Consider the following 22363-nt stretch of genomic DNA (forward strand, 5'->3'; position numbering starts at 1 on the left):
CCTCCCTTAGATGGTGTACGAGATGCCGTCGAGGCCCACCCATGTGGGCAGGTTCGAGGACTGGAATGTGCGGAGGACGCCCGTGGTGACGATTTCGAGGCGGAGCACGGCCGGCACGACGGTGGCGTCGCGGACGACGGCCCAGGCCACGGTCTCGCTGGGGCGGATCGCGGCGGGCAGGGTGAGGATGGTGGCCCCGTCGGCGATCGTGCCCGCTGTCGGTCCGATGCGGCCGCGTAGCCAGATCCGGCGGCCCTCCCGCAAGTAGGAGGCCGTGTAGCCGTGTCCCGGGTTCTGGAATCCGGCGGCGAGGGTGAGGGGCGTCCAGCCTTGTCCGCTGGTGGCGGTGCGCCCCCAGGCCAGCCAGTTCCCCATGCTGTTCTGGTCGATGACGATGACGTCGCCGACGGCGGGCAGGACGTAGGTTTCCATGCAGCGGATCGATGGAATGCCGTCGGCGGCGACGGTCCCGTCTCCGTTGACGGCGGTGACGGTGGCGGTCCGCCAGTCGGAGCCGCGCACCGACGGCGACTCCTCCCCGGTCCGTTTGGCCTGCTGTTTGAGCGCCCAGGCGAGGTCGCGGTGGACGGCGAGGGCGGGCTTGCTCGTGCTCACGCGTCCTCCTTCGCGGCGATCGTGGAGATGGGGAAGTCGCCGCCGAGGTCGAGGGGCACCGTGAACGCCGCCGCTTGGTGGAGTTCGCGACTCCCGTCCGCGTGCCGCACCCGCAGGACATCCCCGGGTTCGAGCGCCGGGTTGGGCAGCGAACTGATGTCGCCGGACGCGTTGGGGGCTTTCGCCTTGGCGAGGGTCACCGTTGCGGCGGCCTGGCAGGCTCCTGCGGTGACCAGCGTGGATGAGCTGATGAACTTCGGCCGCCTCCCGAAGGGGCCGCCCCAATAGGTCGGGCTGTTGGGGTCGTTGTCGGTGGCCAGGTAGGAGACGGGCGGGGCGTTGTCCGACGTGTTCTCACCGCGGGCGAGGACTCCGTTGTGGACGGCCTTGCTGCTCATGGCGCGCTTGCCGGAGATGTAGGCGCCGCCCTCCGTGGCTTCGATCGCCCACACGGGTTCCGTGGTCGCCAGGTCGGGCAACGTGGAGATGATGAACTCGCCGTCCGGGGAGGCGTAGCACTCGGCGCCGGCGGCTGCGGCGATCTCCTGTACGCCGGCCCACGGGTCCGCTTCGACGTCGAAGACGCGGGAGCCGATGGCGGTGTTAGTGATCCTGCTGATCACATCGGCGCCGGGCACGCTCCGCTGGATGATTTCGGTGATGGCGGAGACGACGGTGCCGGTCACCCGGTAGGGGGTGGTGAACTTGTCGTCGGCCACGATGATCGATAGGTCGCTGCCGGTCAGGGTGACCGGCCCTTCGGACACGTCTCCGTCAACGTCGTCCAGCCTGAACACGCCAAGGGGCACCAGCTCGGGCTGGCTACCGTCTCCGAAGTCGATACCTCGACTAATCCGCAGCCGGGCCCCATACGTGGCGAGCTCGTCGGCGGGAGTGCGGGGTATGAGCGTCGGGTCGGCGATGGTGACCGTGCAGGTGCGGCGGATCGCCTGCGCCCGATCCACAGTCACCTGCCCGCCCGTGTGCGGCAGGTTGATGACCTCGCCCGTCGTCAGGAACAACTGGACCTGTGTGACGGGGATGTGGTCCTCGGTGAGCCGTTTCAGGAATCGCTCGGAGACGGGGTACACGTTCACTCCCTCCGGCGGTTCAGGAGTACGTCCTCCCAGGTGGCGAACGTGTCGAGGACGCGCTGCCAGGTCTCGAATTCGGTCAGTACGTCCTGCCAGGTCCGGCCGCCGGAGCCGTTGACGCCGGTGGTGACAGGCATGTCTGCTTCGGTCAGCGGAAGCGTCCACGTCCTGATTTGCTCCTGCGCCAACGCGCCTACCCGAGCCTCAGGGACTTGGCCGACGGTGACGTACATGTCGTCGACGCCCAGGTCCGGCGCTGCCTGCCACAGCAGGGTGTTGCCGGAGTCGAGCAGCAGGTGCAGTGCCTTGCGTTCCGTATTCGACCGTGTCCAGATGGCGAGGTCGCCCTCAAGTCCCTGGCGCTTTCCGCTGAACGTGACCTTGTTTCGGCGTCCCCGGACGACGAATGTCGACTGGTCGATAGGACGGGTCCAGTCTGGCGCTCGCTGCACCATCACCTTGAGGTTGCGCTGCGGGTTCCCCGGATCCTTCAGCCACGCCTGGTTGATGTCGGCGAGGGTGAGCGAGACCACAGACGATGTCCGCGAGGACGCGAGCGCGCCTGAGGGGGCGTAGATGCTGATCGTGTAGTAGACCTGCACGCCCATCGGCGCCTCATGGTCCTCGATCACCAGCAGGTCAGAGTCGATGAGCTGCTGGTCGATGAGCCCGTCCGGGCCGCGCACCAGGGTGCGTGATCCGTCCTCGGCGACTCGGTGCACGCTGACCAGATAGTCGAGCGGCAGCTCCCGCAGCGTCAGCGTCACGTAGCCGGCGGCACTGTCCGCGGAGACGGCGGTCTGCGGCAAGACCTGCCACAGCACGACCTGGTCGACGTGGAGGACGCTGCTGGTCGCGCCTGCGGTGGCGATGAGCTCGACGGCCGCCTGCGTGGCGCCGGCCGGGGCGATCGCATCGGAGGGCAGGGCGTACCAGGAGGAGCCGGGGATGGCGTAGGTGGTGGCGGTGGATGTGCCGAGGTCGGCGCCGACGGCGTCGTACCAGTGGACGCGGACGCCGACGGTGGGCCAGGACCCGGCCGCCGGATGGATGAGGGCCTGGGCGCGGAAGTTTTCGCCCTCGATGATCCCGCCGACGGTGCCGGAGCGCATCGTGGATGCGGTGGCGGTCGCCGAGGTCGCGGCGAGCGCATACGCACCCGAATACCAGGACTCTCCCCACGGCGTCGTTCGTGCCAGCGTCGCCACACCTGAGGCGGTCGTCCACCCACCGACACCCTGCTCGAACGATGAGTCGGCATAGGTCAGCAGTGATCCGGCCTGGAGTTTCGGCGCCACGATGACGACCGCGGTCTCCAGGCGCAGCACCTGCCCGGCCGACGCCGAGTCCAGGCCGGCCGCCACCGAGCAGGTCGCGGCGTTCGCCGGTGCCACCATCGACGCCCGCTGCCGGTACATGCCCGTCGCCGGTGTCGGCGGCGCCAGAGTGGAGCGCTGGGCGCCGACTTGGTTGCCATTGCTGTCGTAGAACCGCAGCTCGATCCAGCACGTCGACGCGATGGTCGGCGGCTGCAGGTAGGCGTAGGCCAGGTATTCCTCGCCCGGCGTGACGGTCGGCCGGTCCACCGCCAGAATGCTCGCGTTGCCGGAGGCGACCGCGGTCATCGCCAGCGTGTGCCCGCCCGCCAGATAGTTGTCGACCGCCCAGTTGATCACGGGGACTTGGCGGGTCACGCTCGCGTTGACGACGGAAGCCCACCCGGAGGCGTCGACCTCGGACGATTCCGTGTTGAAAGGCAGCAGGTTGCCCTGGGTGGTGATCGGCAGGCCGAGGTAGACGTTCTCCCAGTAGTGGGAGACGAGCGACCCGACCTCCGTCGACGACAGGATGACCTGCGCCTGGACGGCGATCGGCGGCGCCACCCCGGCCACGCCCACCCGATGCCATGCGGATGAGGCGGCGCTCGTCGTCAGCGACCAGGTGATGCCGACCTCGAGGCCGCCGTGGGCGAGCCAGCGAATCCCGATCCGCTCCCCCACGACGCCCGCCGTGTCCGCGAACACCTGGTAGGTGGTCCCCGCGGTGACGGAGTAGGAGGAGACGGTGCGGGCCTGCATCTCCCCCGCCGCCACGGACTTCACGGCGAGGCAGCCGTCCCCGTTGCGTCCGCCCGTGCCCTTGCCGATCGTGCAGTTCAGCTTGGACGTCCACCCGGAGGTGTTCGGGTCGATCGACTCCGTCGTCGGGCTGAGGAGGTTACCGGGGATTGCCAAAGCGACCTCCTCAACCAGCGTTGATGACGGCGGCGAGTTCCTGATTGTTGCGGTGGACACGCACGTCGATGAAGTCCGCCAAGGCCCGGTCCTGGGTGTGGATCTCTACCACGACCGGCTCGTCCGTGCCGCGGGCCGCCAGATCGTTGAACTGCGCCCCGGTCAGCACGGGTTCGGGCCGGCCGGTGCCGTTGTAAGCCAAGTTGAATCCGGGTTGGAGGAAGCCACCCGCGTCATACTTGCCGGGCTGGAAGCCGTACCAGGACTGGAACAGCCGGTCGTTGTAGCCGCGGGCTCCCTTGCCGACGACGACGCCGTCCCCGCCGCGGGACTCGACGTTGACCTTGCCGAGGGTGCCCGCTGTGTGGCCGACGCCGTCGGCGGTGATGCCGACCCGGAAGGGGCTATTGCCTTTCAGTACCCATCCGGGCGGAGCAGTCTTGCCGTGGAAGGCGTGTGTGCTCCACCTGCGGTGCGGCTTCTGCCCGCGGATGACGGACTCGATCGCGGACATGAAACCGGAGCAGTCCCAGCTGGGGTTTCCGTTTCCTGCCCACTGGTAGGGCAGCCCGTCCTGGGTTTTCGCCCACTTCAGCGCAGCCTGGATCCGTGGGCCACCAATGCCTCCGGCGCCCTTCTTGTCGGCCTCCTTGCTGTAGCCGAACAGGGTGTCGAGGATCTTGTCGGGGACCCTCCGCAGCAGGGCACCAAAGCCGGTGTCCATGCCGGGGAAAGACTTCAGCAGCGGGTCCACGACGTTCTTGACGCCCGCGCGGGCGGACTCTTCCAGGGTGTCGGCGAGCCAGCTCGCGCCCTTCTTGATCGTGTTCCAGGCGGCCGTGCCGGCGCCGACCGTGGCCGACGCGGCCTTGCCGATCCAGCCGAAGATCCCGCCGTCCGCGAACGCTTGGTGGATACCGCCGCTGGCGTAGCGCAGAGACCGGTCGGTGCCGGTGTGCGGGTTGCCGCCCAGTATGGGGGCGAGGGCCCGGCGTACTCCGTTCGCGCCCGACGAGCGGGCGATCTGGTTGAAGTGCGACACGAAGCCCGACCCGACCGCGCGGGTGAACTCTGGCCGCATGATGGCCTCGCCGCCGGACAGGTCGAGCGCCCCGCCCGTCGGGGAGATGAAGCGGTGCACGTCGCGGCCGGGCGTGTAGCCGGGCAGCACGCCGCCGCCGGCGAATCCCTTCGGGTGGATGGGGTCGAGCGTTGGTGCCCCGAAAGCCTTCGCGATGGCGTTCCAGATGCTCCGCAAGCCCGAGTTGTACACCGTGTCCACGATGAACGAGACGGGCTTTTTGGCGATACCGGAGATCTTGTCCCACGCCGTCTTGATTGCCTTGCGTGCCGTCTCGAAGCTGGCGCCCACCTGGCCCACTGCAGCCCGCAGCGTGTCAAAGATCGGTTTGACGCCGTTCTTCCACACGCTCGATACGTGCTCCCTGATGCCGTTCCACACCGGCTTCACGGCGTTGTCGCGCAGCCACCGGAATACCGCTCCGACGTCCCGGATTCCGCCCTCCAAGAGATCGAAGTGCGGCTTGATGACGTTGTTCCACGCTGCTTTCACCGCCGCCTGGATCGCCCGCCACACCGGCAGCACGACTTTGTCACGCAGCCAGGCGAACGCCGGACCCAAGCCGGTGGTCACCCACGAGATCAGGCCTGCGATCGACTGGACCATGCCACCAATCCAGCCGATCGCCACGGACAGTGCGGACGCGAGGCCGCCGATCAGGAATTCGGCAAGACCGATCAACGGAGGCAGCAGCCACGACAGGACGTTGACGGCCAACTCCAGCACCAGCCCGATGATCTCCGCCAGCGGAGGCAGGATCGGCAGCAGCGCAACGACCAGATCGACGCCCGCCTGGACGAGCAGCAGCAACGGAGGCAACAGCTGCATGAGCACACCGGCAGCCATTTCCAGGATCATCCCGACGAGTTCGCCGAGCACAGGGAACAGCGGCGCGAGCGCCTCCACCAGGATCAGTAGTGCACCAGTGAGCGGCGGCAACACCTGGGCGAGGGTGTCGGCGAGCATCCCGACGAACGCCCCCAGGACGGGGGCGATTCCGGCGAGGATGGGGGCGAGTTGCTGGGCGATCGCCCCTGCCATTTCGGCGAGGGGGCCCACGATGCCCAAAAGTGCCGTCGAGATCGCCACGAATGCGTCCGCGATCGTGGGCAGGATGGGCAGCAGCGCCCCCAGGACTGTGGTGACGAGCTGCACGCCGATCGGGATGAGCGGAGCCAGGCCCTGCACCAGGACGATGGCCGCGTCGGCGAAGCCGAGCAGTGCGGGCAGCATGGTGAGCAGGGCTTCGCCGATTGCCGTGAATGCCTCGGAGATGACCGGGAGGAGGGGCTCCAGGGCGGCGAATACGACCTCGACGAGTTGCATGCCGACTGCGATGAGCGGCTCAAGTACGGCCATGAGCTGCGTCAGCGCGGCGGCGAACACGTCGGCGACTAGCTGCGCCACCATCGTCAGCAAGCCGATAAGGGGGGTGAGCAGGGGCTCCAAGTCGCGGAATACCTGCGCGGTGATGTCGGCGACAGCCACCATCACGGGAGTCAGGGCCTGCACGACCTGCATCAGCGGCCCGACCAGCAGATTGATCAGCTGAGTGGTCACAGCCAGCACGGGCGCCAGGGCAGGCGCGAGCGCGGTGATGACCGCGCTGATCAGTTCCGCAATGGGCTGCAGCAACGGCATCACAGACTGGACGATCTGCACGATCGTCGTGCCCACCATGACGAGCGCTGGGGCGAGGGCCTGAACGATCGGCGTCAGGGCCGCGCCGAGTGTCGTAGCCAGCTGCTGCAGGACCGGCCCGAGCGCGGTGGCGAGGGCGGCAATCGGCTGAGCGATCGCCGCGAGGAGCGGCACGACGGCCTGCACGACCGCCCCGATGACAGGGACGATCGCACCAACGATCTGCGCCACGGAAGCGAACAGGCTGCGCATCTGCGCCTGCATCTGCGGCGCGGCAAGAATCTTCTCCAGCTCGCCGAAGACGGCGCCGAGCGTGCCGACGATCTGACCGCCCGCATCGCTCGCCGCTTTGAAGATCTCGCTGACGACCCCGAAGACGTTGCCCAGCAGCGTGCCGAACTGGGAGAGGATCCCGAACGCCGTCTCGGTGGCCTGCTGCAGGCCGCCCGACTCGAAGCTCGCGGCGATGCCGTCAGTGAAGCTGGTGATGGCGCCGGCCATCTGGGTGAGCAGTGCGTTGAACGCGGGCTGCGCGGCGACCGCCAACTGCCCCCAGGCGGTGAGCAGCTGCCCCGGGGTGTCCGCGAACACCTTCAGATTGGCCGTCGCCCCGGCGAGGATCTTGTCGAGCATCCCCGTCCTCGCCATCTCGGTGATGGCGCCGGCGGCGTTCTTCGCCATGTCGTTCCACACGCCGGCCGTGGCGGTCAGCTGCCGCTGCAGGATCGGGATCGTGGTGTTGCCGAGCGTCGTGACGGTGGAGTCCAGGCCCTTGAACAGTTCGTTCTGCACCGACAGGCGCATGGCGTCCCACGCCGGCGCAAGGCCCTGCACGGCCCGCACAAAGCTCTGCGCGTTCGGTGCGAGTTTGGCCATGGCCTCGCCGAACTTTGACGTCTGCGCGGCGGCTGCGGCCTGCGCGTCCGCCACTGCGGCAGCGGCGTCGGCGACGGCGCGTTGTGCGTCCTCGATCTGCCGGGCGCCGTCGGCGCGCGCCTCATCCACGCCGCGCTGGGCGTCCGCGAGTGCGCGCTCTTTGTCGGCGACGGTCTCGTTGGCGTCAGCGATGCGTTCGCGGACGTCGAGCACCTGCTCGCTGCCCTCGATGCCGGCCTTGTTGGCCTTCTTCGTGTCTTCGGCGAGCCGCTTCGTCTCTGTGCGCTGCTCGGTCAAGTTCAGCCGGGCCCGCTCGTAGCTGATGCGGAGCCGTTCCAGCTCGTCAGGGGTGACGCCCGGCTTCTTCTGTGCCGCCTTGAGCTCTTCCTCGGCCTCCTTGAGGCGCAGGACGGCCTCGCGCTCGTCGAGGTGGGATTCGGAAAGCTGCTGGTTCATGTCCTGCAGGGCGCGCGCCGCCTCTCGGCGGGCGTCGTTCAGTTCTCCCTGTACGGCGCGGGCATCGCGCTGCGCGTCGGCGAGGTCCCGCTCGGAGTCGGCGACCTGCCGCTGTGCGTCCTTGACGCGCTCGGCCGCATCCACGCGGGCCTGCGCGAGGGAGCGCTGCGCGTTGGCCAGCCCCCGCTGCGCTGATTCGACCGCCTTCGTCGCCGAGGCGGCGGCACCGGCGTCGGCGGACGAGTCCGCGAACGCGGCCTTGAACGCCTCCCCCACTCCGCTGAGCCCGAGCTTCAGCGCGCCGGCCGCGGCGCCTGCGGTGGCCAGCGCGGGCGCGAGGACGGCAGCCCCGGCCGCAGCCGAGGAGAGGTTCGCACCGATCGCGACACCGGCCAGCAGGCCGACACCCTTCATTCCGGCGCCGAACGCCTTCGAGAAGGCGCCTGCCCCGGACTTGCCCGCAGACGATGCGCGCGAGGTGACAGATCGGGACCAGTCCCCTTCGAACTCGGGCCGGATGGAGACGTATCCGCGTCCGACGAGGACACCGCCAGCTGCCACCGCGCACCCCCTGTTACCGGTTCGCGGCGGGCCTTCCGAAGACGGCCGCCAACTGCTTTGCCCCGGAGCCGTGCTTGCCACCGAAGCGGATGATGTTGGACTTCTTCTGTTCGACGCCCGGGCGCGGAATGGGGTCCGGCGGCTTCAGGCGGCCGGTCTTCTTCGGATCGCCTCCGAGCTTGACCGTGGCGAACGTGTTCTCCCGGATGGCGTCCACCGCGCTGGCCAGCAGTTGCCGCTCCAGCGTCCACGCGTCCTCTTCGGGGGTGGATCCGCGCACCGCCCGGGCGGTCGCCGAGTCTGGCGGCAGATACCGCAGGAAGACGCGCAGCTCACGCCACGACATCTCGCCGCGGTACAGCTCCAGCAGGGACCGGCCGGGCCAGTAGTGCGGGATGTCCCACTCGACAGCCTCCCCGTACTCCGCTAGGAAGCGGCGGAGGCCTCGGATTCCCCCGCTTCGACACCGGAGCGCTTCTGCCATTCCTGGCCGATCAGCTCGATGTCGAGGAACGTGTATCCGGCCTTGTACATCTGCTGGACGGTGTCGACGCCGAGGACGTCCTTCAGGACACCGGTGATGTTGTTGAGGTCGCCAACACGTTCCTGCAGTTCGAACGGCAGGGAGCGGATCGGGGGCAGGGTGAACTCCACGCCGTGCAGCTCGAACGTGGTGGGCTCGGGCAGCGCGTCGCGCTTCTGCTTCGCCATGCTGTCGAGGGAGACAACCTGACGGCCGGGAGTGGTCTTCTTGCTGGTGGTCATGCTTGTTCTCCTTGCGGGTGTAGCGGGTTGAGGCCCGGCAGGCGCGACCCGCATGGCACGCCTGCCGGGAGTCTGATTACGCCGCAGCGGCCCAGGCCGGGTCGTTGGACAGCCAGACCGCGATCTCGGGGGCGGTGTCCGCGTAGGCGGAAACCGTCATCGGCAGGGACACGGCGCCCGAGCGGGCCAGGGTGATGCTGTCGCGGTTGGTGACCTCGCCGCGGGCGATGACGAGCCGGTTCTTGATGTCGCCGTCCACCCACTCCAGGCCGATGGCTCGCTCGTCCGGGCTGGGCGCGGCCGGGATGGACAGTTTGTGCACGCCCGTCGTGACGTCTGTCATCGTCGACGACGGGAAGTACAGGGTGACCGTCGACGTCTTCAGTTCGATCGCGGTGAAGCCGAGCGTCATGTCGACGCCGGTGAGCACCTTGCGGACCGGGGACAGGCTCTGCCAGGCGTTGATGTCCTCGGTCTCCGTCGAGTACGACATCTCCACGCCGTCGTCCGACAGGTAGCCGAGATCCACCCAGCCCGCGGCCCACGCGGTGTCCAGATCTGTCGGTGCGGTCGTGCCCTTCGGGGCGATGTAGATGGAGCCGTTGAGCCCCACGCGCACGTTGTCGGCGTCATTCGCCATCGGGTTGCCTCCAGGCATAGCGAGGACCCGCACGGCCAGACGCCGACGGGTGAATGGGTGAAGGGAGTGCGGGTTGGGTGCTGCTACGCGGGGCGGACCACCATGCTCATCACGAGCACGTAGCGGGGGATCGTGTCCGTCTCAGCGGACGGCGTGTAAGGCAGCCAAATCAGGGACGTCTCGTCCACGCCATAGATGCGGACGCCGTGCTGCGCGGTGCCCTGAGCGGCGATGAGATGCGCGGAGACGCTGGCGGCCAGGTCCCGGGCCTGCTTCTTCGTCGCGCCGAGGATGTCGATGTCGAGGGTGCGGTCCACGGTCACCGGCTTCTGCCGGGAGCCTCCACCGCCCAGCGTCACCGACACGATGCCCACGGCCAGCTTCGTGTCCCAACGGTCGGGCCACTCAGTCCCCACGACCGTGCCCGCAGGGAGCAGTGGTTTGAGATACTTCACGGCGGCCTGCTCGACGTCCGGCATGGCCGCCACTTGCAGGCCGCCGCTCACCGCTTCCTACGTCCCGGCTGCGCAGCCTCGTGGCCGGCGTCGACAGCGTTCTCCGGTTGGGCCGGGTTCTCGGCGACCGGCGCTGGCGCCTGCTCCTCTTGCAGCGTCTCTCGTTCGGGCTGGGCGACGAGGCCGTCCCGGCGCAGCGCCTTCGCGGTCACCTCGTCGACGTCGATGGTCTCGCCGGGAGCCTTGTCCCCGTACCAGTGGGCGAGCGTGATCTGGGGCATCAGGTGCTCCTCAGCGAATCCAGGGCGCGTCCCAGCGGGCGCGCCTTCGGGGACCAGCCCGCCTGCGGGCGGTCGCGGGAAGAGGCGGGGCGGCCGGTACCGAATTCGACCTGCAGGGTCCAGTCGGCGGTGGCCCCGAACTCGGCCCGCCAGCCGTTCGGGGCCATGCTCGCCGCCGAGTACACGCTCGCCGCGTACTCGCCGTGCCGCTGCACCGCCGGGTCGTAAGTGGGGCCCGTGTACTTGGGGGCGATCGCCCGGGTCACGCTGGCGCCGCGCTCGGCGACATCGCTGAGCGCGTCCCGCATCTGCGACGAGCGGGCCAGCTCGTCGTACAGGCCCGGGTTGGGGACGAAACGAAACGAGGTGCGGGCCATCACGCCACCTCCCGCAGATCGGCCTCGACGTGGTGCACTCCCCCGCCCGGCGCAGGCCAGCGGGCCACCTTGCCGATGACCTGCATCGTCGTGCCCCACGCTTCGACCCGGTCGGTCTCGCGCAGGTCGACGTCCATGCCGCGCGGCGTGTACAGCCGCCAGCCCGTCACGACGACCTGCTTGTCCTCGGTGTCCTCGGTCGAGCCGCCGTTCGGCTGCACGTTCACCCCGGACACCGTGATCCGGGTGGCTCCCTCGCCCCAGTCGGCTTGCTCGTTGCCGTAGTCGTCCTCAACCGTGCTGGGCCGGACGATGACGATCGACTGCATATACAGCATCAGCAGCTCCGCAGCCGCACGGTGCCCGAGGCGGGACGGTAGCGGCGCAAAGCCCGCTTCTCCAGCTCGCTCAGCAGCACACCCAGCGCCTCGCCACCATTCGGCACCAGGTAGGTGACGGACTCACCGCCCACCGTCTCAGACCGCAGGCCGCCGGGATTCACGATGACCCGGTTCGCGGCCTGCAGCACGATCGCCTTGATGTCGCCCGGGACTTCCTCCCAGCCGTGCGTGTAGGTGACCGTGACCTGCGGCGGTCGGTGCGCGACGGGAGGCCCGTCCCACGCCCACGAACGAAGCAGCAGATCACTGCCGTCCTGCCACCAGTCCGAGGTCTCGACCTCATTGACCGAAACCGTGTCGATGCCGACGACCGGACGTTGCGGTAGCGTCACCACGCCACCGCACCGGTGCAGAAGCGGGTCCGCGCGGCGCATCGTGAACGTGTCCGTCGTTGTCGCCCGGGTGATGTGCTGGCGGAGGTAGGCGCGAACCACCGCGGACGCCTGCTCCAAAAGTGCCTGCGCCTGCGCTTCCTGCTCTGGGGTGAAGGTGCGGCCCAGGAGGGTGGCGAGGTCGGCCACCGTAGCCAGCGGCGGCAATGGCATGGTGGCCTCCCCTCGTCAGCGTCGTCGGGCGTCGTCGTCCAGCTGCTGCCGGACCTCGCGCGCGTGGCCGGCGTCCGTCTCCGGGGTCGGCTTGCCGGCCAGGACGCCCGCCACGGTGTAGTTCTCCTTGGGCGTGGGGTCCACCGGGACCCCGATGTAGCCCTTGTCCTCCGCCTCATCGACGGCCTTCTGTACGTCTGCCTGCGCCTCGTCCTTCGGCGCGGCGGTCTTCCGCTCAGCCATGGATCTGCTCCTCAGCTCCTGGAGATGGTCACCCGGACGACGCCGCCCGGGTCGGTGATGCCGGTGCCGACCGCGACGGAACGCCACAGCAGGGTGTCCCCCGCGGCGAGGACGAGGCTCGCCGCAGTGCCCGACAGGGTGATGGTCCGCTCGTTGTTCGCCGCGGCAGTCACGCTGCCGCTGTCGAAGGCGAGCGACGCCACGGTCGTGCTGCCGGATCCTGCCTGGCCCTTGTTGACCACGGAGAAGGTCCGGTGGTTGGTGGCGGCGCCGGTGATGGCCGCCTCGGCCACGTACTCGACGCCGGTGACGGTGCAATCGAACGGCGCCTGGCCGAGCACGGTGTCGTCGGAGGCGTTCGCGGTCGATACCGCGGGGACGTTCCGCTCGATGACCTGCACGTAGGGAGCAGTCGTCATGGTGATGTCCTCTCTTCCTCAGTGCGGGTCAGTACTTCAGGACGGCGGCCGGGTAGCGGTCGGCCTCGGTGGCCTGCTCGTTGTTGAGCGGGTTGGAGACCTGCCAGCCCACGCGGAAGGTGAGGCGCACGGCCGTCATGTCCTGCTGCGCGAGGTTGAACATGATCGCGCCGGTGTTGTCCTGGATGACGGCCTGGTCGAGGATCTTCATGGTGATGTCCTGGCGAACGCCGAGGACGAACTGGCTGAAGTCCCCGCCGAACAGCCGGATGTTGGTGCCCGCGCCGCCGCCGGCCGGGAACAGGCCCTTCATGGCGTAGGCGACCGGCAGGCCGTCGAGGGTTCCGAGGTCGCCGCTCACGCGGGTCTCGTCCAGCTTGCGGCCCTGGGTGTCGCGGGCCTTGCGGAGCTTCGACTTGGCCGCGGTCGAGGCGACCCAGCCGTCGATCTCGTAGCCGTCAGCCTCGACCTTCTCGTACAGGTTGTCCAGGTCGCCGAAGAACCCGCCCTGCGCGGCGGTCGCGGCCTCCGTGACGCTGTTGCCCGCAGCAGTCGCCGCGGTCGTAACGTCCGACGGCCAGCTGGACGGCGCGTTCGTGCCGAAGAACACCGCGGCGTCCAGAGTGCGACCGAACGCCTCGGTGAGCAGAGGCATCGCCTCGTCCCAGATGTTGGCGTCCACGTCGGCCAGGACGTTGTCCGGGACCGGCATGATCGTGGCGATCTCCTCGATGTTGAGGAACTTGTTCTGCCAGGCGATCTCCGTGGTCTGCTTCAGACCCGTGTCGCCACCCACGAAGTACGCCACCGGCAGGGCCGACAGGACCGGGAAGCGGACCTGCGCACGGCCCACCGGTACCCGGCGGAACAGCGACAGGGCCGCGGACTGCTCCGTGGCCTTGCCGAGCATCTCGGTGGAGACTTCCTCGGGGATGAGCGCCGCGGCGTCCGTCCGGGAAGTCACGTTGTTGTAGGCCATGGTCCGGCCTCCTCCTGGATTTGAGCCGGCCGGACCGTTCCGTGCCGGGGTGGGTCAGCCCAGACCCGCCTTCTGGCGGATCAGGGAGTTCATATCGGTCGGGGCGGGCGCCGGTTTGCGCACACCGCCGTCGTAGCTGGGCGAGTTGGCCTGCTGCTGGGCCCCCAGAACCTCCAGGAGGGCATCCGCATCGGCGGCCATCTCCTCCTCGGTGGAGCCGCGCAGGCGCACGGCCAGCGAGGCGGGGAGTTTCTTGTCCGCGGCGATGCGGTAGCGCATCAGCTCCTGGCGGGCGTCAGCCGCATCCTTCTCGGCTGCCGCCTTTGCCTCGGCGAGCTTCTGAGCCTCGCTCTTGTCGCGGTCCTCAAAGGCCTGCAGTCGTTTCTGCAGCTCGGTCAGTTCCTTCTGCGCGGCCCGCTTCTCTCGGCGCTCGGCCTCGAGCGCCTTCTTCCCGCCGTCACCCAGCCCCTCCTCTCCCTGCGACGTGGGCGCCTCGGAGACCGTCGCGGTCTCGTCCGGTCCCGGTGCGGGGGTGTTCTCGTCAGCCATCGCGGCTGTCCTTCCAATCGCCCCGCCCTCGCGGCAGGGAAGCCTCAGACGATGTAGCCGTAACGGCGCAGCAGCCGCTGCTGGTCGGCCCGGTCGTCCGCGATACGCAAAATCTCCTCTGGCATCAGGCGCGGCGTCGTCGAGCGTGCGTACCGCTGCCCGGGAACCCTCGCGAAGCCGCCTCCCGCGCGACGCATCCGCCGCCCGTACAGGCCGCGCCGGGTGACACCTTCCGACGTCACCCGGAGATCCCTTCCGTGCAGGTGGGCCTGGTTCATGCCGCGCCGGGCGTTGACGACCTGCCCGATGTCCGCGCCCTGCCCGATCGCCTCCGCGCCCGCGGCGCCGAACACCCGGCGCCGCTCAGCTGCGGACATCGAGGCGGTGAGCCGTTCCGGGGACTGGACGCCGCTCCAGTCCCGCTCGCGCAAGGGAACGGTCTGGCAGTCACAGTTCGGATGACGCAGAAAACCTTCGCTGTACGAGTACTGCTGGCCGGCCAGCACGATGCACCGCGCGCACGCGGGGAGCGTCACCACCCGGGTGTAGGCCACGCACTGGCGGTCGGCCACCATGGCGACCTGCGCGGAAGAGCGTGCAGTGTCGGAGATCGATGTGGCCGCATAGCGGGCCATGTCCGCCAAGCCGCCGATCATCGCCTGTTCGCCGGTCATCCCAGCGGTAAGACGCCGCCGCACGCCGATCGCCGGCAGGAACAGCAGCGTCTCCAAAGGGCCGCCGTCCGGAGCGATGCCCGCGAACGCCTCCGCCACCAACAGGGCTTCCGGCACGGCAGTGCCGCCCTGCTCGGCCATCGCGCCGGCGACAAACGCCTGAGCTCCCTCGGCGACCGTCAGCTGCCCCGCCACAACCGCCGCCACGATCGCGGCGCCCGCTTCGCCTTCCAGGTCCGAGGCGATCGTCGCGGCCGACATGCCGCGCCATAGCTGCTGGATCAGCGCCAACAGGGACCGGGTGACCGTCGTGACCTGCCGGTAGCGGGCCGCTGCCAGCTCAGAGGCCGTCGCCACCGGCCGCCTCCACGTTCACGGGACCCTCGGGTTTCGGCCCGTACAGGGCCGCGATGTCGCCGCCGACGATCCGCTCCGCCGCCTGGTCACGCAGCTGCGACCACTGGGCGATCTCCGTCTGGGACGCACCCCAGCGCTCCCACAAAGCCTCGTGCGGCACGCCCAGAGTCGACATTTTCACCAGGGCGTCGACGAGTTCGCCCTCAGTGCGGAACTCCGGGTTGTGCCAGATCGTCTCAATCCTCGCCAGATCCCTGCCGTCGCCTGCAGCCTTCAGGGTGAGGCGGACAACCTCCTCCATACCCTCGCCCAGTGGCCGCTGGCGCTGGCGGACCTTGCTGACCAGGCCGGACTCGGTCGCCTTGAGAGTCTCGCCGTTCACGTTGCTGAGCTGCCCCAGCAGATACTGCGCGGGCGTCCTCGTGCGAGCCGCCATGTGCTGGACATCAGCATCCACCGCCTTCAGGTACGGCGTCAGGTCCGTCGCCGAGAACTCCCCGAACTTCACGTTCGGATCCTCAGCCACCCACAGGCGGTCGACCGCCGCCTTGAACGGCTCGATCGGCTGCCCGTTCTCGTCCTCCGGCAGTTCGTAGCCGGTGGCCCACCGCTGACGGAACGCGCTGAACTCCTGCGCCATCAGCCGGTCGATGAGCGTCTTGTTGATGCGGTCCTGAGTGTCGAGGACGTCCTCGATCTCGCTGTGGGCCTCGCCGAGCAGGTCCGGCCTGTTCGGCACTTCGACGAGCGGTACCGCGCCCAGCGGGTTCTTCGCCGGCCAGGGCTCGCCCTGGACCTCGCGCGCCACCCACTTGGGCTGGCCGATCACGCCATGCTTCGGCTTCGGGGCCCGGAATTTGTGGATCGCATCCGGCAGATAGACGGTGGCCATCAGCTCACCCGTCCAGTCGTCCTCCCAGCACTTGAGGCCCGCCGCGCGTTCGCGGCGGCTGCCGGGGCGGTACGCGACGATCGCCTGCGTAGCGTCCTCCGCCGTCACCATCGGGGTCGTGGCGTCGTCCGGGTTGGGTGCCACAAGCATGAACGCCCGGCCGACCTTCACCGCTTCAGTGATCACAAGATCAGAGTCGGCGTCCAGGTTGTTCGCCTGCCAGATCCTCCACGCCTCCGGATCTCCGGCCTCCGCATCCCCCAGCCGGAACCCGTCGATCTGCATGCGCTCCGCCGTCGCATCGACGACCAGGCCCACATAGTTCGACCGGGCCTGCCGCAGGAGCCGCTGGAATGCGACGCGGGCCTTGTCCTGGATCATCGGCAGCGGATGGTCGCCGCAGCAGTACTGGCGCATCAGCTCCACGTACTTGCGGCGCTCCTGCAGTTCGTCCCACAGTCGCTCCAGCCACCACAACGCAGACTCGACGGGATGCTGCGCCACCAGGCACCCCCTCACGTCAGAAACCGACTACACGTCGCTTCCGTTTCCTGGTCAGTCCCGCCGCGACCGCGTCCATCGCCGCCTCATGGGCGAGGACGCTGCACACCGCGAGGTCGATCTTCTGGTGGACGGATGCCTTACGCAGCACGTACCGGCCCGCCGGGCGGGCTGCTTTCCGGGCGTTCGCCACATGCTGGGCTGCGAGATCGCAGCCGTCGTGCCGCCACGTCGAATCCTTCTTCGTGACGTCCGTGACGAGCCGCTGGCACGCCTCATGCATCTGCTTGATCCGGTTCGTGTACCAGTCGACAACCCGCTTGTCTCCGTACCGGCTCGCCCAGGTGTCGACCTCGGAGTCCCAGTACGGCGGGTCGCAGTACATGCGCACCACGTCGAAGCGGTCCATCAGCTCATCAACCGCGGCGTCGACCTCCAGGCGCGGCGCCTGGCCGCCCCACTCCGCCGGATTCCACACCGTCGGCAGCCCATCCGGCCCATACACCGGGGTGAACTGGAACCCGTCCAGGGTCTCCGCCCGGATGCCCGTCCAGTCGTCCACGTCGGAGCCGTCGAAGCCGAGCACAATCCGTGTCCCGTCCGGGACTTCCTCCAGCCCCAGCCGGGCCATCCAGCGGTCCCGGTCGATGAACGCGGCCGTGCCGGCCACGATCCGGTTCATGTAGAACCGCTCCGCCTGCGCCGGATCCTTCTCCGCGATCTCCACCAGCTCGCCGTCGATGCGGTCCAGATCAACCCACCCGCCGGCGAGGACGGAGGAATCGCCGTAGGCGTGCCGCAGCGCCTTGTGCCGCTCCCGCTTGTTCGCCAGCGACGCCGGCGCCGGGACCCGGTGGTCGCGGTACACGTCCTTCACCGCGGCCTCGGCGGTGCGCTGCGCCACGCTCTGCTCGGATGGATCCCACGCGTTCGTCGTCTCCACCGCGCGGCCACCGGTCCCGGACAGGTTCCGGCGCTGGGTCTCGGCGAGCTTCCAACCGCCGTTCGCCTCCAGCCAGGAATGCGTCTCGTCCTGCACCGCGAACGTGATCCGCTGGCCGAGACGGGCCCGGCCCGAGCTGGTGACCGGCTCGATACGGCCGCCGCCCGGCACATTGATGCGGGTCTCACCCGTATCCGGGATGAGGTCCGCGAGCGGCCCCTCGTCGATCATCGGGACCAGGGCGCGGTACACGTTGTCCGTCTGATCCTCGGAGGTGGCTGCGATCTGGATCCATGGTGTCTCCCACGCACGACCCACCGGCTCCCCAGAGGCATCCCAGCCGGCGAACCGCACCGGGCCAGCCGCCTCCGCGCACACCATCGCACACGTCAGCGGACCCTTGCCCCACTTCTGCGGACGCACCAGCTGCGAGCGACGGAAGTGCCAGGCAGACCGCCATGTCCCCTCCGTTGCGTCCTCGCGCAGCCGGTAATGCCACGCCAGGAACCGCCACATCTCATCCGTCAGCAGGTACGGCTCGCCGATGTCATCCCCGTCAGGGACCACACAATGCCCCTCGATCCACTCGCCGACCAGCCAGCCCAGCGTCGGGAACTCGCCCGGATGGTCAGGACCCCGCCACGGCATCCGAGTCGACCACCTTCAGCCGCTGACGGGCCGACTTCCGCGCCTGCACCGTCCGTTCCTGACGCTGCTCGCCCACCTCATCCGCCGCGACCTCCCAGCGCAGCCTCAGCATTGCCTGCGGCGACAACCCCAGCCGGTCCTCCAGCAGCCGGGCCTCGGCGCCGGCCTTCAGATCCCCGGTCTCCGCCTGCACCTCGAACCGCACGTACCGCGCGACCGTCCGCGTCCAGCGCATTCGCTCCCATGCCACCGCCTGCGGCGTCTCCCACAGGTCCGCCCACAGACCCGCCTCCCGCTCCTGCAGGATCACCGACAGGCCCTCATCGTCGGATGGAAGCGGAGGAAGCGGCCACTCTGGGGCGGGTCCGCGGCGGCCTTCGGCCGGCAGTTGCGTCATCGCGACTGTGGCATTGCGGCGCCGCCGCTCACCGGCGGCCTTCGGAGGAGGTCCAGGCATGTCGATCACCCTTCGAGTGCCATCGCGGCACGTCAGCGCCGGGCCATCGCGGCCCGGTGCGGTGTCTCAAGATCCGATCCTGAAGATCGTTAAGGCTGGGGAACCCGTACACGACCCGAGCGCCCTCCCCCGCGGTCTTCCGTCAGGCCGGCTGGGGGTCACTCCCCTGGCCGGTCGGCCGGATGATCACTGCGTAGCCGCTCCACCGGGCTGATTGATCGCGGTTTCGCGGCTGTGGCAGGGCTTGCACAGACCGCGGCCTCGCGCCGGGTCGTTCGCGTCCAGCCCTTGCGCGATGAGCTCACGGCGGCTTAGTGGCCAGTGGTCTGCCTCAGTGGCGGGCGCTTGTCGGCACCGCACGCACAGAGGATCGCGGGCGAGTACGCCTGCACGGAAGCGGTTGTTGTGCTCGGTGCTGTAGCCGCGCCGTGCTGCGCTGCCGCGCTTGCGCTCGGCCTTGCGCTGGTGTTCGGGGCAGCGTCCACCATCTGTGTACTCGGGGCATCCGGACTCAGTGCAGATGCGCAGTGCGCGCCCTCGTGCCACGGTCCACCCCCTGTTCGGTCACAGCCTGGTCACGTCAGCTCTTGGGTGACGGATCGGTGGTGTGATCATTGCTCCGCACGCAGGGGCGCGCATGAGTAGGGGGATGACGTGGTGAGTGGTTGCCGTGATTGTCAGACGTGCACGATGTCGTGGATCGCTCGGATGGGGCGTCACACGTTGTACGTCTGTACCTTCTCGTTCTTGGTGAAGCCCGTGTTCCTGAAGTGCTGCCCTCAGTGCAAGCACACGATGGGCCGCCACCAGCGTCGTAGGGACGGTTCGTTCCAGGACTAGACGCGGACGACGTTGACGGTGAGTTCGGCGTTGTCGACATTGAAGCCGAGGGTGTCGCCGTAGTCGTTGGGGCTGAACGGCCCGAACACCTGCGTCTCGCCCGCAGGGATGGACTCGCTGCGGACGGGTGCGGTGAGGCCGTCGACGGTACGCGCGGTCTGGAAGGTGATCGTGCGCGAGGACGCCCCGGTGTTCTTGACGATGAGGACGACGCGGCCGTCGTTGGTGATGGCGTTGCCGTTGGTGACGTCGCCTGCGGTCGCTGCGGGGAGGACGGTTCCGGCGCGGGATGCCTGCGTGGCGGCGATGGCGGTACGGGGCATGACGGTCTCCTACGTCGGGACGATGGTGATCTGCGGCTGGGTGATCTGGAGCTTGCGCCCGTACTTGGCGAGCACCTGCTCGATCTCGGCGAGGCACGCCTCGGTCTGCCGCTGCTCGTCTTCGGCGACCAGGCGGCGGGCCTCGACTACGGGATCGGTCTTCTCGTCGGCCATGGGCGCGGGCCTTTCGGGGTGCGGGTTAGGTGGTGCTGTCGGTGATGAGCCCGATCGTGGCGAGCTGCGTGAGGAGCGACGTGAGCGCGGCGTTGCCGCCCTTCGCGCCGGTCACGGTCCGCCGGGTGGTGTCGAAGACGACTCCGGCCGCGGAGCGGACCTTGAACACGCCGCCCTGGCTGTAGGCGATGACCCCGTCGGTGGGATTCGTCGTCGGCGCGGTGGTGGCGTTCTTCATCGAGATGACGACGCCGCCGGACCCGCCGAAGTCGCTACTGGTGGAACCGAGCTGCAGGGCGCCGGTGAGGAAGGCGACAGCCCGCGTCACGATCGCCCCGGACGTGCCGACTTCCAGGGTGGCCGTCCCGCCGCTGGTCTTCACCTGGAACAGGGGCTGGGCGGTCGACGCCGCACCCTGCACGATCAGCCCGACCGTGGCGGTGTCTCGCTGCCGGACCTCAAGGGCCGCGGCGGGCACGTTGCCGACGGGGATGCGGATGCCGGTCAGCCCGGACGCGTTGACGACGAAGTCGTCCGTCGTGGCGGGGTCGCTGTTCCGCAGGACCAGGAGCCGGCCGGTCGTCGGGCCCTCGGTCGAGGTGAGGAAGATTCCCTGTGCGGCGGTGCCGCCCATCCCGTTGCGCTGCAGGTCGATGCTGATGGCTGCCGCGGAGGCGTCTGCGGTGGCACCGGCACCGGGATTGAGGTGGGCGATCTTCAGGGTGCCGCGGGCGGACTCTTTGCCGCTGAGCCACATCGCGGAGTCGCCGGGTTTGTCAGAGATGACGTTCAGGGCGACGCTGCCGGGCGAGGTGCCGGTGGCCCGCTGGTAGACAGTCAGCGCATGCTCGGTGTCGCTGTTCGTGCGGAAGTTGCCGGAGCGGACGGCACCGTCCGTGTTGAAGCTGGCCCCGGTAACCGCACCGGTCGTCGTGACCGGGCCGGCGAGTGTGCCGCCGGCGAGCGGAAGGAACTGGCCGGACGCCCAGGCCCGGTCCCCGTGCGGGTCGGCAGCGACCGTGTGCGCCGCGACCTTGGCGGTGGCGTCGGCTTCAGCCGCAGCCTGTGCGGCGACAACGTCCGCCGAGAGTGCGAGGCCGGTGACAGCCCCGGTCTGCCCCATGACGCTGGACACGAGCCCGGCGCTGACGGTGACGACGCGGGACTGCGTGCCGTTGACGGTGACCGCATCGACAGGGCGTTCACCGGTGACGCGGATCCTCACGACCGGGTCACCTCCGGGGAGACGATCGCCCGCCCGTTCAACAGCCGGACGACGGTCGAGCCGTTGACGACTTCGAGGTCCCAGCGCCCGTTGCGGGTGAGGGTCTCGGTCACGCTGGCCGGGATGGCGATGCTGATCTCCGCACCGTCCACGGTCAGGTAGTCGGTGAGATCGAGGAGGAGTTCGCCGTTCGCGGAGGCTTCGGACCGGATCTGCGAGCGGGCCTCCCAGCCGTCCCAAGTGAATTCTGGGTCGTCGTCGACGGTGAAGCGCTGCAGGAACGTCGCACCTTGCTCGATGTACAGGTCCCAGTCTCCCGCTGCCAACTCGGCCACCTCCGGGATCTCGCTGGATGCCACGTCAGCGGTGAGGGTCGATTCCGCGGTGAGTGCGGCTGCCGCGCGTGCGGACAGGACCGGAACGGATGCGAGGGTGCCTTCAGCGGTCAGGTCTGCTGCTGCAATGACGGCAACGAGCGCTGTTGCGCCGAGCGCGGCCTGCGCGGAAATGGTGGCGGATGCGGTCCAAACGGCCCCGTTGGACAGAGTGTTGAATAGGTCGAACTCGGCAAAGTCCCCGGTGCCGGCGTCGCGGTGCGCGCTCATGTCGAGGGCGCACACGTCGATGTCCGCGTCGATCCAGGCGGGCGTGGCGAGCGTGCGGCGGTTGGTCCACGCCGTCCCGTCAGGGCTCGTATCCCACAGGAGGTTGGTGCCGTCCTCGGTGAGTCGCACGAACAGATGCGCGACGGGATCGTAGGTGATGGCGACGGCGTCGTCGTCCCAGTAGCCAACCTCAGACACGAACCGGATCAGACCGGTGACGGCGTTGATGCTGAAGCCGACGCGGGTTCCCTCAACGGTGCCCTGCACCATGGCCGCGCAATAGGCCTCGGCCGTGGCGCCGGAGGCGGCGGGCACGGTGGGAACCTGCACGAAGAACGAGGCGCCGGCCAACGTCCAGGCGTAGCCGGTCTGGCATCCGGCGTATGCGGTGGTGCAGGGGACGCGGGCCCGGCCGCCGACAACCGCGGTACCGCCGTAGCTGTTGCCCCACTCGGGGCCGAGCGTGCCGGTGTTGAAGTTGTCGACGAGGGTCGAGAGGCTGGGCACCCTGG

General features: G+C 69.1%; 24 protein-coding genes. All 24 read right to left on the reverse strand.

What is annotated here, in order from left to right:
- Window positions 1-6 precede the first annotated feature (6 nt).
- The 24 genes from AQJ84_RS11055 to AQJ84_RS11165 all read right to left on the reverse strand — a co-directional run bounded on the left by AQJ84_RS11055 (window position 7) and on the right by AQJ84_RS11165 (window position 22358).
- Complete coding sequence (locus tag AQJ84_RS11055; protein WP_030040220.1) at window positions 7-615, reverse strand: hypothetical protein; 609 nt, start codon at window positions 613-615, stop codon at window positions 7-9.
- Window positions 612-1706, reverse strand: a complete 1095-nt coding sequence (locus tag AQJ84_RS11060) for a DUF5047 domain-containing protein (RefSeq protein WP_030040219.1) — start codon at window positions 1704-1706, stop codon at window positions 612-614. The genes AQJ84_RS11055 and AQJ84_RS11060 overlap by 4 nt, the downstream gene beginning before the upstream one ends.
- A gap of 2 nt (window positions 1707-1708) precedes the next feature.
- Window positions 1709-3943 carry a hypothetical protein gene (locus tag AQJ84_RS11065; protein WP_030040218.1) on the reverse strand — a complete coding sequence of 745 codons (2235 nt, stop codon included), beginning with the start codon at window positions 3941-3943 and terminating at the stop codon, window positions 1709-1711.
- Between the two features lie 10 nt (window positions 3944-3953).
- Complete coding sequence (locus tag AQJ84_RS11070; protein WP_157874975.1) at window positions 3954-8558, reverse strand: hypothetical protein; 4605 nt, start codon at window positions 8556-8558, stop codon at window positions 3954-3956.
- Between the two features lie 13 nt (window positions 8559-8571).
- Entirely contained in the window at window positions 8572-9042 is a 471-nt protein-coding gene (locus AQJ84_RS11075; RefSeq protein ID WP_164873066.1) for a hypothetical protein, read from the reverse strand.
- Complete coding sequence (locus AQJ84_RS11080; RefSeq protein ID WP_030040214.1) at window positions 8985-9323, reverse strand: hypothetical protein; 339 nt, start codon at window positions 9321-9323, stop codon at window positions 8985-8987. The genes AQJ84_RS11075 and AQJ84_RS11080 overlap by 58 nt, the downstream gene beginning before the upstream one ends.
- 76 nt (window positions 9324-9399) lie before the next feature.
- Window positions 9400-9963 carry a phage tail tube protein gene (locus AQJ84_RS11085; RefSeq protein WP_051869856.1) on the reverse strand — a complete coding sequence of 188 codons (564 nt, stop codon included), beginning with the start codon at window positions 9961-9963 and terminating at the stop codon, window positions 9400-9402.
- 83 nt (window positions 9964-10046) lie between these two features.
- The gene (locus AQJ84_RS11090) at window positions 10047-10469 is read right to left on the reverse strand and encodes a hypothetical protein (RefSeq protein WP_030040212.1); all 423 of its coding nucleotides are present in this window, start codon (window positions 10467-10469) and stop codon (window positions 10047-10049) included.
- Window positions 10466-10699, reverse strand: coding sequence for a hypothetical protein (locus AQJ84_RS11095; protein ID WP_030040211.1), 234 nt, complete (start codon window positions 10697-10699; stop codon window positions 10466-10468). Before AQJ84_RS11095 ends, AQJ84_RS11090 begins: the two co-directional genes overlap by 4 nt.
- Complete coding sequence (locus AQJ84_RS11100; RefSeq protein WP_030040210.1) at window positions 10699-11076, reverse strand: hypothetical protein; 378 nt, start codon at window positions 11074-11076, stop codon at window positions 10699-10701. The genes AQJ84_RS11095 and AQJ84_RS11100 overlap by 1 nt, the downstream gene beginning before the upstream one ends.
- A complete protein-coding gene (locus tag AQJ84_RS11105; protein ID WP_030040209.1) occupies window positions 11076-11414 on the reverse strand; it encodes a hypothetical protein in 339 nt (112 codons plus the stop codon). Before AQJ84_RS11105 ends, AQJ84_RS11100 begins: the two co-directional genes overlap by 1 nt.
- Complete coding sequence (locus tag AQJ84_RS11110) at window positions 11414-11998, reverse strand: hypothetical protein (protein ID WP_051869854.1); 585 nt, start codon at window positions 11996-11998, stop codon at window positions 11414-11416. The genes AQJ84_RS11105 and AQJ84_RS11110 overlap by 1 nt, the downstream gene beginning before the upstream one ends.
- Window positions 11999-12037: 39 nt before the next feature.
- Complete coding sequence (locus tag AQJ84_RS11115) at window positions 12038-12265, reverse strand: hypothetical protein (protein WP_051869853.1); 228 nt, start codon at window positions 12263-12265, stop codon at window positions 12038-12040.
- 11 nt (window positions 12266-12276) lie between these two features.
- Window positions 12277-12684 carry a hypothetical protein gene (locus AQJ84_RS11120; RefSeq protein ID WP_128092256.1) on the reverse strand — a complete coding sequence of 136 codons (408 nt, stop codon included), beginning with the start codon at window positions 12682-12684 and terminating at the stop codon, window positions 12277-12279.
- 28 nt (window positions 12685-12712) lie between these two features.
- Window positions 12713-13663 carry a phage major capsid protein gene (locus AQJ84_RS11125; RefSeq protein ID WP_037802789.1) on the reverse strand — a complete coding sequence of 317 codons (951 nt, stop codon included), beginning with the start codon at window positions 13661-13663 and terminating at the stop codon, window positions 12713-12715.
- A gap of 54 nt (window positions 13664-13717) precedes the next feature.
- Entirely contained in the window at window positions 13718-14212 is a 495-nt protein-coding gene (locus tag AQJ84_RS11130; RefSeq protein WP_051869852.1) for a hypothetical protein, read from the reverse strand.
- A gap of 44 nt (window positions 14213-14256) precedes the next feature.
- Entirely contained in the window at window positions 14257-15243 is a 987-nt protein-coding gene (locus AQJ84_RS11135) for a VG15 protein (RefSeq protein ID WP_030040204.1), read from the reverse strand.
- Window positions 15227-16639 carry a phage portal protein gene (locus AQJ84_RS11140; RefSeq protein ID WP_128092255.1) on the reverse strand — a complete coding sequence of 471 codons (1413 nt, stop codon included), beginning with the start codon at window positions 16637-16639 and terminating at the stop codon, window positions 15227-15229. Before AQJ84_RS11140 ends, AQJ84_RS11135 begins: the two co-directional genes overlap by 17 nt.
- A gap of 16 nt (window positions 16640-16655) precedes the next feature.
- The gene (locus AQJ84_RS11145) at window positions 16656-18227 is read right to left on the reverse strand and encodes a hypothetical protein (RefSeq protein ID WP_053192023.1); all 1572 of its coding nucleotides are present in this window, start codon (window positions 18225-18227) and stop codon (window positions 16656-16658) included.
- Window positions 18208-18684, reverse strand: a complete 477-nt coding sequence (locus AQJ84_RS11150) for a phage terminase small subunit (protein ID WP_374935415.1) — start codon at window positions 18682-18684, stop codon at window positions 18208-18210. The genes AQJ84_RS11145 and AQJ84_RS11150 overlap by 20 nt, the downstream gene beginning before the upstream one ends.
- An 836-nt stretch (window positions 18685-19520) precedes the next feature.
- Window positions 19521-19847, reverse strand: coding sequence for a hypothetical protein (locus tag AQJ84_RS11155; RefSeq protein ID WP_030040199.1), 327 nt, complete (start codon window positions 19845-19847; stop codon window positions 19521-19523).
- A gap of 9 nt (window positions 19848-19856) precedes the next feature.
- Window positions 19857-20021, reverse strand: a complete 165-nt coding sequence (locus AQJ84_RS42985) for a hypothetical protein (protein ID WP_157874977.1) — start codon at window positions 20019-20021, stop codon at window positions 19857-19859.
- 25 nt (window positions 20022-20046) lie between these two features.
- Window positions 20047-21246, reverse strand: coding sequence for a hypothetical protein (locus tag AQJ84_RS11160; RefSeq protein ID WP_053192025.1), 1200 nt, complete (start codon window positions 21244-21246; stop codon window positions 20047-20049).
- Window positions 21243-22358 (reverse strand): hypothetical protein, encoded by a 1116-nt coding sequence (locus tag AQJ84_RS11165; RefSeq protein ID WP_030040197.1) that lies wholly within the window; start codon window positions 22356-22358, stop codon window positions 21243-21245. Before AQJ84_RS11165 ends, AQJ84_RS11160 begins: the two co-directional genes overlap by 4 nt.
- Window positions 22359-22363: the final 5 nt, after the last annotated feature.

This window comes from Streptomyces resistomycificus (assembly GCF_001514265.1).
Classification (GTDB): domain Bacteria; phylum Actinomycetota; class Actinomycetes; order Streptomycetales; family Streptomycetaceae; genus Streptomyces; species Streptomyces resistomycificus.